General features: G+C 63.8%; 11 protein-coding genes. 9 read left to right on the top strand and 2 right to left on the bottom strand.

All coding sequences use genetic code 11. The annotated features are described in order from the left end of the window. On the bottom strand, positions 1 to 935 hold a 935-nt coding region (locus ACESNG_RS01210), incomplete at its 3' end, for an NAD(P)/FAD-dependent oxidoreductase (protein WP_373067400.1). 115 nt (positions 936 to 1050) lie between these two features. Here ACESNG_RS01210 and ACESNG_RS01205 point away from each other — a divergent pair. The 9 genes from ACESNG_RS01205 to ACESNG_RS01165 all read left to right on the top strand — a co-directional run bounded on the left by ACESNG_RS01205 (position 1051) and on the right by ACESNG_RS01165 (position 10722). Beyond that, on the top strand, positions 1051 to 1596 hold the full coding sequence (locus tag ACESNG_RS01205; RefSeq protein WP_373063992.1) for a cob(I)yrinic acid a,c-diamide adenosyltransferase: 546 nt from the start codon (positions 1051 to 1053) through the stop codon (positions 1594 to 1596). Then, positions 1596 to 2708 carry a 3-dehydroquinate synthase gene (gene aroB / locus ACESNG_RS01200; protein ID WP_373067397.1) on the top strand — a complete coding sequence of 371 codons (1113 nt, stop codon included), beginning with the start codon at positions 1596 to 1598 and terminating at the stop codon, positions 2706 to 2708. Before ACESNG_RS01205 ends, aroB begins: the two co-directional genes overlap by 1 nt. A gap of 463 nt (positions 2709 to 3171) precedes the next feature. Beyond that, positions 3172 to 4080 (top strand): RNA polymerase sigma factor RpoD/SigA, encoded by a 909-nt coding sequence (locus tag ACESNG_RS01195; protein ID WP_373059919.1) that lies wholly within the window; start codon positions 3172 to 3174, stop codon positions 4078 to 4080. A gap of 142 nt (positions 4081 to 4222) precedes the next feature. Beyond that, on the top strand, positions 4223 to 4606 hold the full coding sequence (locus ACESNG_RS01190; protein WP_373067395.1) for a response regulator: 384 nt from the start codon (positions 4223 to 4225) through the stop codon (positions 4604 to 4606). Positions 4607 to 4643: 37 nt separating this feature from the next. After that, on the top strand, positions 4644 to 6059 hold the full coding sequence (locus tag ACESNG_RS01185) for an FAD-binding oxidoreductase (RefSeq protein ID WP_373067393.1): 1416 nt from the start codon (positions 4644 to 4646) through the stop codon (positions 6057 to 6059). 256 nt (positions 6060 to 6315) lie between these two features. Then, positions 6316 to 7431 (top strand): FAD-binding oxidoreductase, encoded by a 1116-nt coding sequence (locus ACESNG_RS01180; RefSeq protein ID WP_373067390.1) that lies wholly within the window; start codon positions 6316 to 6318, stop codon positions 7429 to 7431. Continuing rightward, on the top strand, positions 7428 to 8765 hold the full coding sequence (locus ACESNG_RS01175; RefSeq protein WP_373064510.1) for a (Fe-S)-binding protein: 1338 nt from the start codon (positions 7428 to 7430) through the stop codon (positions 8763 to 8765). Before ACESNG_RS01180 ends, ACESNG_RS01175 begins: the two co-directional genes overlap by 4 nt. Continuing rightward, the gene (locus ACESNG_RS01170) at positions 8762 to 9421 is read left to right on the top strand and encodes a hypothetical protein (protein ID WP_373064512.1); all 660 of its coding nucleotides are present in this window, start codon (positions 8762 to 8764) and stop codon (positions 9419 to 9421) included. The genes ACESNG_RS01175 and ACESNG_RS01170 overlap by 4 nt, the downstream gene beginning before the upstream one ends. 149 nt (positions 9422 to 9570) lie before the next feature. Further along, positions 9571 to 10722 carry a folate-binding protein YgfZ gene (locus ACESNG_RS01165; RefSeq protein ID WP_373067388.1) on the top strand — a complete coding sequence of 384 codons (1152 nt, stop codon included), beginning with the start codon at positions 9571 to 9573 and terminating at the stop codon, positions 10720 to 10722. Between the two features lie 130 nt (positions 10723 to 10852). On the opposite strand, the gene ACESNG_RS01160 is transcribed toward ACESNG_RS01165, so the two are convergent. Continuing rightward, positions 10853 to 11044 (bottom strand): hypothetical protein, encoded by a 192-nt coding sequence (locus ACESNG_RS01160; RefSeq protein WP_373067386.1) that lies wholly within the window; start codon positions 11042 to 11044, stop codon positions 10853 to 10855. Between the last annotated feature and the right edge of the window lie 487 nt (positions 11045 to 11531).

Raw genomic sequence — 11531 nt, 5'->3', positions numbered from 1 at the left:
GCGGCTTCCGAAAAGCCGGACGCGATCAGCTTGAGCTTACCCGGGTACGTTGTGATGTCACCGGCGGCGTACACACCGGCGCGACCCGTGTCCATCGACGTCGAGACCTTGATTTCGTCCTTCTCGATGTCGAGACCCCATTGCAGCAGTGTGCCGAGGTCGGAGACGTAGCCGAGCATCGGGAGCACGACGTCGCAGGCGATTTCGCGCGTTTCCTTCGTCTTCACGTCTTTGAGACGCACGCCCGTGATGCGGTCATCGCCCGTGATCGCGTCAATTTCATGAAACGTGTGTACGGCGACGTTGCCGCCCACCGCAGCGGCGGCTCCCCGCACTTCCGATACCGTGGCCGCGTGCGCACGGAAGCGGTCGCTGCGATGTACCAGCGTGACCGACTTCGCCTTGTCTCGCAGCTGCGCACACCAATCGAACGCCGAGTCACCGCCACCGATGATCAGCACATCGCGATCGCGATACGCTTCGGGGGTGGAGACCAGCGCGTCGACGCCGCGTCCGTACCATTCCGCAGCGAACGCCTGCGGTAGCTTGCGCGGACTGAACGCACCGATGCCGGCCGCGATCACCACGGCGCGCGTCGGGAAACGGTCCGTCGCCGTGACCAGCACGAAGTGACCGTCTTCTTCCTCGAGTCCAACCACCTGCTGGCCCAGGTGCGCCGGAATGCCCGTATCCTGATGGAACTGTGTGGCCTGCTCCGTGAGATTTTTGACGAGATCCTTCGCCAGTACACGCGGGTAGCCCGCCACGTCGAAAATGAATTTCTCCGGGTAAAGCGCCGTGAGCTGGCCGCCCAGTTCAGGCAGCGCGTCGACAATCTGGGCCGACGCGCCGCGCATGCCGGCATAAAACAAAGCGAACAGGCCCGTAGGGCCGCCGCCAATGATGGTGAGATCTCGGATGGGATGGGACGTCATTTCGGAAAATAACCAAAGCGAGTCTTGGGTAGTGAGTCGAATTTCGGAGTCTTGAGTCAGACCCACAACTCGAAACTTTCACCCAAAACTCCAGACTCACCGGTTATTTTGCGGCATGAAGATCTACACCCGAGCAGGTGACGAGGGCGCGACCGCCCTCTTTGGCGGCGGCATGGTCGGCAAGGACCATCCCCGCGTGGAAGCGTATGGCGACGTGGACGAACTCAACGCCACACTCGGTCTTGCGCGATCGATCGAGATGATGCCGCGCATCGACGAGGTACTGGTGCCGGTGCAGCGCGATCTGTTCGCGATCGGCGCGTTGCTCGCCACACCCGATCACGAGAAAATGCGCGAGCAGCTCACCAAGGCGCGCATCGACGAGCAGCGCATCGAGGAGCTCGAACGAGCGATCGATGCCTGCGACGCGGAGCTCGAGCCGCTGCGTAGCTTCATCGTTCCGGGCGGTACGCCGAAGGCGGCCGCGCTGCATGTGGCGCGCACCGTCTGCCGACGAGCCGAACGTCGCGTGGTCCATCTCAGCGCCGATATCGAACTGCCGGCCTTGGTGGTAGTGTATCTCAATCGCCTGTCCGATCTGCTCTTCATGCTCGCCCGCGTCGCCAACAAGCGTGCGGGCGCGGGTGAGGTGACCTGGTAGTGCAGGGCGCGCACCCCGAAGCCTTGGACTTGCCGCTGCCCTACCCCGTCCATTGCCGGGCCGGCGCTCGGCATTCCGTCGGGGAGATCGCGCGCCTCGCCGCCCCCTCGCATCGTGTAGCCGTTATCAGCGACCACACGGTCGCGCGGTTGCACGCCAATGCGATCGCCGCGCAGTTCCCAACCGAGAGTACCCGCGTGTTCACTATTCCCCCCGGGGAACAGGAGAAAACGCGGACGCGATGGGCCGAGCTCACCGATGCGCTGCTGGAATGGGGAGCCGGACGCGACACGACCGTCATCGCCGTTGGCGGCGGCGTGATCGGCGACCTCGCCGGATTCGTGGCGTCTACGTATATGCGCGGACTCCCCGTCATTCAGGTGCCGACGACGCTGCTGGCCATGGTCGACGCGTCAGTCGGCGGCAAAACGGCCGTCGATACCCCATTCGGCAAGAACCTGGTCGGCGCCTTCCATAACCCCTCGGCCGTCGTCATCGACCCCGAAATGCTGGTCACGCTGCCCGATGACATCCTGCGCAGCGGCCTTGCCGAAATGATCAAACACGGCGTGATCGCCGACGCGCCCTACTTCGACGCCGTCCTCCGGTTCGCTCACGCCATTCGCGCTCACGGCGCCGCCGCCCCCGATTTCGTCGCCACGATCACGACGCTCATTGTGGGCAGCGTGCGCATAAAGGCCGACGTGGTCGCCGAAGACACCCGCGAAGGCGGCCTGCGCCAGATCCTCAACTTCGGCCACACCATCGCCCATGCCGTGGAGCGCGTGCTCAACTTCGAGCTCCTCCACGGCGACGCCGTCGCGATGGGAATGGTGGCCGAGGCCCGCATTGCTGAATCGATCGGCCTCGCCCGCGAAGGACTGGCCGTGGCCATCGCCGACGCCGTCGAACGCGCCGGATTGCCGTCACGGATGCCGGTCGGTGTCAGCCTTGATGACATCATTTCAGCCACTCACCTTGACAAAAAAGCGCGTTTGGGGGCCGCTCGGTACTCGCTCCCCCGCGGAATCGGCGAGATGGAAGCAGCCGAAGGAACGTGGGCAGTTGCGGTGACGGATGAGGCGGTGCGGGCGGCTTTGACATCGCCGTGAACGATTCTGTTCTCCGCGTGATGTACCCCCCCCAAGACCCACCACCCAAAGCCCACCACCCAAGACCCATCACCCATCACCCAAAGCCCAAAAGCCCAAAGCCTCCAGCGCCCACAGACCTGCCCACAGCCTCCTCAAGCGGCCCAACGCGCCGTGGGCTGTTGGCTTGGGGTTCTGGGTAATGGGTTTTGGGTAATGGGTAAACAACGAAGAACTGCTGCGCGCACGCAACAGCTTATAGCTCAGTTCCCTTTCCTCTTTGCCGACGTCCACTCCATCAGGTAACAGTGGAACCAGTCAGTGTCGCTATAGCGTCTTCTAACTGACTCTCAAATGCGCGAAATACATCGCCTGAAAAGATTTCCATTGACCGCTCAGTATCCCGCCATTATCGTGGCGTTCCCACCTCCTGACCGGTCCGCGTCTGGACCAGGTTGTTAAGGCACATGTTCGGCGAGGGCGTATGCAGGCAGCTGCCGCGACCAGAACCACCGAGGCCCGCTCCAAGGGCTTTTTCCGTTCCTCCCCTTCCACCGCCTTCGATCAGTACCTGCACGACATTCAGAAGCTCCCCTTGATCACAGAAGCAGCCGAAGAGCGTCGTCTCGCTCGGCTCGCCCAAATGGGAGATGAGACCGCCGCTGAGCGCCTCGTGACCGCGAACCTCCGGTTCGTGATCAGCTACGTCAAGAAGTATCAAGGACACGGCCTCGATCTCTCCGAACTCGTGGCCATCGGCAACGAGGGCCTCCTCAAAGCGGTCCGCAAGTTCGATCCCGATCAGGGTGTCAAGTTCATCTCGTATGCGGTGTGGTGGGTCCGGCAGGCCGTCCTCAAGGCGCTTGCCGAGCAGACGCGAAGCGTCCGCATCCCGCTCAACCAGAATTCCCAGCTCATCCGCATGGCTCGCGGCGAGATGGTGCTCAATCAGGTGCTCAATCGTGAGCCCACTGATATGGAAATGGCCAAGCTCCTCCAGGAGCCCATCGAGCAGATCCGCAACGCTCGCCAGATCACCAGCACCGAAGTCTCCCTCGACGCCCCCATCGATCGTCAGGATCGCGAAGCGTCCACCCTCGGCGAACGTTTCGCCGGCGAAACGCACATCGACATCGAAGAGGGCACCGACTTCCGCCTCATGCGGGAGTTCATCGATCGCGTGTTCCGGAAGTACCTCACGCCGCGTGAACGGAAGATCCTGTACCTGTACTACGGGCTCGATGAAGGGGCCGAAGCGATGACCCTCGAGCGCATCGGCGCCCTCATGGGTGTCACGCGCGAACGGATCCGACAGATCCGCGAACGGGCCTTCGAGAAGCTGCGCGAGTCGCCCGACGGCAATGCGCTTGCCGGTTTTTGGGGCGCGGCATGACACGACGGACACGGCGGGCGAGTCGGCCACGCAGTCCCGACTGACTATATTCCGCTATAATAGAATATGAGCTTTTGAGACGGGTGTTCGTATCACTGCGAGCACCCGTCTGTTTTTTCCTCCTAGATTTCCTGGAGCGGTGTTGCCTCGTGTACTCCTCGTTGACGACGAGCCGGGCATACGCTTCGCACTGAAGCGGTGGTTCGAGCGTCAACACTGGATTGTCTCCGAAACCGGAGATGGCCAGGCGGCGATGACCCAACTGTTGGCGAGTGACGATGCGAGCGAGAGCCGCATTGACCTCGTCATTTGTGATCTGCACCTCCCTCTGCTATCCGGGGAGGAGCTGCTGCGCGCGCTGATGGCCACCCGGCCCGCCCTCACCGAGCGCCTCGTGCTGTCGACCGGAGACGCCGTCTCCGACGCCGCACCCGGCACCGCACTCGCGATGCACCCGCACGTGCTGCAGAAGCCCTTCGAGCTCACCACGCTACGCACGTTGGTGGCAACGATCGTGAGCCTCTAGCCAGTATAGTTCGCGTTTCGCGCCGCTATCTTACGGCATGCGCGATGCTCTGCTCGCCACCCTCTCCGCTATCGTCGGCCCTCGCTGGGTGAAATCCCGCGCGCCCGAACTCGTCGCGTATGACGCCGACGGGCTTCCCGGCTATCGCGCCCTGCCCAACCTTGCCGTCTTCCCCGGCACCCGCGACGAAGTCGTGGCCGTGGTGCAGGCCCTCGCCACTGCCGGCGTCTCCTTTGTGCCGCGTGGCGCCGGCACTGGCCTCTCCGGTGGTTCACTCGCCGACGACGTTGTACTCCTCGGGTTGAATCGCCTCACGCGCATTCTCGAAGTCGACGCCGTGAATCGCATCGCCCGCGTGGAAACCGGCGTGGTGAATGCGAAACTCTCGCGTGCCGTGGCCGCGTTCGGCCTGCAGTACGCCCCCGACCCGTCCAGTCAAAGTGTGTGCACCATCGGCGGCAACGTGGCCGAGAATGCCGGTGGGCCACACTGCCTCAAGTACGGCGTCACGCTCAATCACGTCGTGGAGTGTGAAGTCGTACTTCCGAACGGCACGGTCACGCGGCTCGGCAGCGCCTTCGGCGAATCGGACGACTACGATCTGCTCGGCCTGTTCGTAGGCAGTGAAGGATGCTTTGGTGTGGCTACCGAGATCACCGTGCGCCTCGTACCGCTCCCCGACACGGTACACACGCTGCTCGCCGATTTCCCGAGCATCGATGCGGCCGCGCGTGCCGTGTCACGCATCGTGGCCACCGGTATCGTACCCGCCGCGCTCGAGATGATGGACAACGCCACCATCCGCGCCGTCGAAGCGTCGATTTACGCCGCGGGCTACCCGATCGACGCCGCGGCTATCCTGCTCTGCGAAGTAGACGGCATCGCCGACGGCCTCGACGACGATGTGTCGATCATTCGCCGCTGCTGCATGGACGCCGGCGCCCGCGATGTGCTCGTGGCCACCACCGACGCCGATCGTACGCGCCTCTGGCAAGGACGCAAAAAAGCGTTCGGTGCCATGGGTCGCATCGCCCCGTCGTTGGTCGTGCAGGACGCGGTCGTCCCACGCACGCGCCTCCCCGACGTGCTGGCCACCATCCACGAGATTGCCACGCGACACCGCGTGCAAGTGTGCAACGTGTTCCACGCCGGCGACGGTAATCTGCATCCGAATATCCCTTACGACGCCAACGACGCCGACGCCTCCGCGCGCGTGCACGAAGCGATGTCGGAAATCATGCAGGCCTGCATCGATGCCGGCGGCACGATCACGGGAGAGCACGGCGTGGGGCTCGACAAGCTGCCGTACATGGACCGCCTGTTCACCGCCGAATCACTGTCGGCCATGTGCCGCATCCGCGACGTCTTCGATCCCGACCGCCGCGCCAATCCGGGCAAGGTCGTGCCGGTGCATTCGTGCAAAGAGTGGCACGGACCACGGCGGCGAACGTGAACGCGACGGGCATTGCCGGGACCACGGTGGCCAACGCTTGCTTTCCCACCGGGACCACGGTGGCCAACGCTTGCTTTCCCACCGGAAGCAAATTGGATGCAACCGTGTATTCGACGAGCGGAAGCGGTGCTTCTGGCACGATCACATCATCCTTGAATGTGCAATCTCTCCGGAGCGGTACTTCCGTTTGCCGTACATGCATTGCTCACCAAACAGCTTCACGTGTGAAATCACACGATAGCCACCGTGGCCGCAGATGATGGAGCTATCCACTGCCGGCGTCGCCTCGGCGGTCCACGAGGCTATCAGCACGAACGTGGTGGCCCGTGGCGTCGGCTCTGGCACGTGGCTGTTCGGCGGCCCCGTGGCGAACGATGCCGCAGCGGCCGTGGTGCGGCCTCGTGGCGGTGTGATCGAGTACACGCCAGGCGACCTCGTGATCAGCGTACACGCGGGGACCACGCTCGAAGAACTGTCCGCAGTGTGCGCTGCCAGTGACCAGATGTTGGCTATCGCGCCGTATGGTTCTCCGCGGTCCACTATTGGTGCCGTGGTCGCGACCGCGTCGGCGGCACCGTTGTCGTACGAAGATTTCACCATTCGCGATCTCGTGCTCGGACTCACGGCTGTCACGGGCACCGGTGATATCGTGCGCGTGGGCGGCAAGGTGGTCAAGAACGTGGCGGGGTTTGACCTCGTGCGACTGAATACCGGCGCCTTCGGCACGCTCGGTGTCATCACCGAAGTCAGCATACGCCTGCATGCGAAACCGATCATGGACCATGTGGTCACGGGTACGCTCGACGACGCGCCGAACGCGTGGGTGCTACGTCTGATCGCGAACCGGGCGCCATTGCCGATGCTGGTGCGCATGGCCCCGGGCGAACCGACGCAGTTGTTTGCACGCTGCACCGGCAACGAAGCGCGCGCTTCCGCGTTGCGTGGCATTGTGCAGTCGTATGGCGCGCGCAGTGCGTTCACACTTGGGCCTTCCGATACGAGCAGCGCCAGTGAGTCCGCGTCTCCGGTGTCGCTGTTACGGCACGTGCCCGAGCAGGCGCTCGTGCTGCGCGCACGCACCAAACCATCACACGGCGCATCACTGATCGATGCGGCGCGTTTCGCGTTCCCCGAGGCAGCGTTGCTGTTCCATCCGGCCCGCGGATCGATTCGGATCACGACGTTGGCAACCGAGAACGCCGATACACGAGTGGCCGCGTTCGTGGCATCAGCGGCACCGTCAATGCCCTTCTCGATCGTGGTCGAACAAGGCGCGTCGCCACTTCCGCAGGCCAATGCGCTCGACTTTTCGGTGAAGCAAGCCTTCGATCCCCATGGCATTCTCAACCGGCGACGTCCGGGAGCCGTATGAGCACCGTGACGCACGGCGCCGCCGTCACACCCAAGTGCGCCCTGCCGGGCACACCGCTGGCGCTGGCCAGCAAAGGACTTGATGCCTGCGTGCATTGCGGCTTCTGCCTCCAAGCCTGTCCCACGTATGTCAATCTCGAAGACGAGAACGATTCGCCGCGCGGACGGCTCGTGCTCATGCGTCGCATGCTCGAAGGCGATATCGCACTCGACGATCCCACCACCGCGCAGCACATCGATCGTTGCCTTGGTTGCCGCGCGTGCGAGACCGCCTGTCCGTCGGGTGTGCCGTACGGCGATCTGCTCGAGGCCACGCGCGCCACGATGGCGCCTGCACGCCGCATGCCGATCGTTGCTCGTGCGGTACTTGGCGTGTTCAAACAGCCGCTGCTGTTGCGCACTTCGTTGCTCGGTGCGCGCGCATTCCGTGCCACGCGGTTGCCGCATCTGCTGGCGAAGCTGTTGCCGGCGCGTCTCGCGTTTCCGATGGCGATGATCGCGTCTACCACACCGGCCATGTCACGTACGCAGGCTGGGAGTGGGCGGGCCGTGCGGTCCGCACCGCGCCCCACTCCCGTCGCGCCGAATGCGTTGCCGGCAGTTACGGTAACCTGTCTTACCGGTTGCGTGATGTCGGGACTCTTCTCGCATGTGAACGACGCGACCGATCGCGTGCTCGCTCACAACGGCTTTCAGCTGCGCACCACGCGCGCCCAAGGCTGTTGCGGCGCACTGCATGCGCACGCCGGTGATCTCGACAGCGCGCGCCAATTGGCCCGCATCAACGTAGCCGCCTTCGAACAGTCGGGCGCTGACGTCATCGCCGTCAACTCGGCCGGTTGCGGTGCGATGCTCAAGCAATACGGCCATCTGCTGCACGATGATCCCGCGTGGGCCGAGCGGGCTGCTCGTATCAGCGCGCGGACGCGCGATATCTCGGAGCTGTTGGCTACTGTGGGACCGATACCCGGTACGCTACCGGTAGCCATGCGCGTGACACACGATCCACCCTGTCATCAGATGCACGCCCAGCGTGTGGTGTCTCCACCGCTGGCCGTGCTGCGCGCAATTCCCGGACTCTCGCTCATTCCGCTCGACGACGCCGACCAGTGCTGCGGATCGGCCGGCATCTACAATCTGGTGGAGCCCGACACGTCCGACGCCGTGCTGGCACCGAAGCTGGCGCGCATCGCCGAAAGCGGCGCCGACTGGGTCGCCACCGGGAACCCGGGGTGCATGATGCAGATCGGGGCGGGACTGCTACGCAGTGGTTCGCGCGCGCGCGTGGTGCATCCCATCGAACTACTCGACGCGTCGTACGAGCGCTTGCCGTGAATCCGCTCGACGCGAACCGCTCAGGCGAGCATCGCGTTACGATCTTGGCGTTCGACGGTATTGTCGCGGACACGATACCGCTACGGGCAACCGCGCTCGCTGAGGCGATCACACTGGAATGCACGTTGCTGGAGATTGAGGTATGCGCGCATGACATGCTGCCGCTACTGCACGCGTTGATGCCCGGGCGGACCTTCAGCGAGGCCCTGCGTGTCGCGATCGAGCAACTGCCGGTGCTGCAGCATGAGCGCTTTCGCCACGACGTGACCGTACACGATCTCACTGCGTTACGCGCGCAGCGTGCGTGGTCGGCGATGGCTTCGCATGGCGTGCCGCTGCGCGACGGGGTGCTGAGCTGGCTGCAGGCAGCGATGGCGCGTGGCCTTCGCATGGTGTTGCGCAGCGATTCGCAGCGCCGGGAAGTGGAACCCATGTTGCGACTCGCCGCTCTTGAAGACAGCATGCTGTTCTTGCGTTGCGCCGATGACCCTCCGCGCGTTGCAGGGGCTTCGATGTTGCAGGCCAGCTATGCGGCAATCGATGCCCGTCTCGATCGGCAACGCCTGCCTCGCACGCAACGTGTCGCCGTGGAGGCTGACAGCAAAACGGCCGATTTTGCGCTGGGATTCGCAGAAACGAGCCGCATCACGCTTTGAAAGTGACCGAAGTACGTAGTGAAGTACAACGCTGTGTGTGATTTATCACGAACCTGAAGTGCTGGCCGTATGCATGTTGCTTCAATCCGTTGGTCTCCGGTAGCTTTCATGGACTGATCTGTATGTCGAAGTCTCTACGAGGTGTGCCGTTGTCCAACGCTGACGCGATTCCCCCTGGCCTCACGAGCCCGACGCCGTCTGAGCCAGTACTGCCGGTAGCGGCGATGCCGTTGGAGGTACCTTCGGCAATGCCGGCGCTTATGTATCCGGAGCCGCTGGCGGCCCATGACGCCGCCGCGTATGTCGACCTGCGCCGTGAGTCCGCGTGGTTCGAGTCGGCCGGCCAGTGGAGCACGTTCCGTGGCCCCAAGGCGGCTGAAGCACTCAACGGGCTCGTCACGAACGACGTGACGCAACTGCGCCCCGGTGAAGGACAACACGCGGCCGCGCTGACGCCGAAGGGCAAAGTGCTGTGCGATATGCTCATTTTTCGCATGGACGAAGAGACGTTCATGCTCACACTCCTGCGCACCTGTGCGCCGCAGTGGCTGGCCACGGCGCGCAAGTACGTCAATCCCCGTCTCGCGAAAGTCGAAGACGAGTCGGACAAGTGGACCACGTGGATGATCTACGGCGCGCACGCGTCGAAGGCGGTCGCCACCCTCGGCGGCGCTGCTCACACGGTCGAAGACCTGGGCGACGTGATGATGCAGGGGCTCGCTGAATGGAATCTGTGGCAGCACGGGCTCTGGAACATCGGACCGGCCACGGTGCGGCTCATCCGCGCGCCGCTGATGGGATCGCTGCCGGGATTCATTCTCGTGGCTGATGCCCGCGACGCCGATGTCGTGCGTGAGCGGCTCGAGAAGTCGGTGTATCGCAAAGCGACGCGAGCGGTGTGGAACATCACGCGCGTGGAAGGCGGGCGTCCCGCGTTCGGCCTCGACATGGACGATAACACGATCCCGCAAGAAGCGAATCTCGATACGCTCGGCGCGATCTCGTTCACGAAGGGCTGCTACACGGGCCAGGAAACCGTCGCGCGGATCCACTACCGTGGCCACGTGAATCGCCGGCTGCGTGGACTGCTGGGATCATCGGCGCTACCGCAGCACGGGCAGATAGTCGACGCCACGGGAAAGCTGGTGGGCGATGTACGCAGCTCCGTGATTTCGCCGCGGTTGGGTCCGATCGCGATCGCGATGCTCCGCCGGGAAGTCCAGGCGGGAGACACGGTGATGGTAGAAACACCGGAGGGCCCGATCACCGCGGAAGTACGCGAGCTGCCCTTCCCGGAGTAGAGCGGGATTTCGTGGAGTGAGCTGATGGCTCGCACGGATCGCTGATCGCTGATCCCTCATCGTTGATCCCTCACCGACAAAAAACGCGGGCGACTTTCGTCGCCCGCGTTTTGTCCTGCAGAACCAAAGCTTAGTGCTTGGTCGGGTCGGCCGGAGCAGCCATCGAGGCCGAGTCGGCGGGCGGCGGCGTCATCGCGGCCGAATCCATTGCGGGAGCAGCAGCGGCCGGAGCAGCGGCGGTCGAATCAGCGGCCGGAGCCTCTTCCTTGGCGGAGCAGGCGGCGAGCACGAGTGCAGCAGCAACGAGAGCGATGCGCTTCATAGTGGAGGACTCCATACGGTGCGGTGGTTGCGCCGTGCGTCCTGAAAAGCGCACGGCCCCCCCGGCAGAACGCCGACGGGGATCAAGCATGGACAATCTACGTTTTGAAGCTCAGCTGTCAAGAGCGACCCCGCCCGAGCCGCAGAGTTCCACGAGCAGCCAACCGTTTGTGCAGTAACGGTTTCCTTGGAAATCAGCCATCGTCTGCGCCACAAATCACGGGACCTCAGCAATTGGCAAAATCCGTTTCGATCGGGCACAACTTGCCGTGCTTCTGCGCTTTATCATCATTCCTATCGCCGACGGTCCGTCCGATCGCTCAACGCAAGACCTCCAGTCCTGACCAGTGTCCAAACTCCCAGAGACCCTCGGCGCTCTCAAGCGCTCTACCTACGCTACGAATCGCCCGAAGTCCGTCAAAGACGAAATACGCCGTAACCTGATCGCGCGCCTGCAGGCTGGTGGTCCGCTCTTCCGTGGAGTGCTT

The sequence above is a fragment of the Gemmatimonas sp. genome, assembly GCF_041689975.1.
Classification (GTDB): domain Bacteria; phylum Gemmatimonadota; class Gemmatimonadetes; order Gemmatimonadales; family Gemmatimonadaceae; genus Gemmatimonas.
Note: the sequence above shows the minus strand (reverse complement) of the source record. Positions and strands in the feature narration are given on the sequence as shown.

What these genes read in the sequence shown, in the direction of transcription:
- ACESNG_RS01180 (WP_373067390.1), top strand. Translation starts at nt 6,316, where the DNA reads ATGATGGAGCTATCCACTGCCGGCGTCGCCTCGGCGGTCCACGAGGCT.
- ACESNG_RS01175 (WP_373064510.1), top strand. Translation starts at nt 7,428, where the DNA reads ATGAGCACCGTGACGCACGGCGCCGCCGTCACACCCAAGTGCGCCCTG.
- ACESNG_RS01205 (WP_373063992.1), top strand. Translation starts at nt 1,051, where the DNA reads ATGAAGATCTACACCCGAGCAGGTGACGAGGGCGCGACCGCCCTCTTT.
- ACESNG_RS01195 (WP_373059919.1), top strand. Translation starts at nt 3,172, where the DNA reads ATGCAGGCAGCTGCCGCGACCAGAACCACCGAGGCCCGCTCCAAGGGC.
- ACESNG_RS01160 (WP_373067386.1), bottom strand. Translation starts at nt 11,044, where the DNA reads ATGAAGCGCATCGCTCTCGTTGCTGCTGCACTCGTGCTCGCCGCCTGC.
- ACESNG_RS01185 (WP_373067393.1), top strand. Translation starts at nt 4,644, where the DNA reads ATGCGCGATGCTCTGCTCGCCACCCTCTCCGCTATCGTCGGCCCTCGC.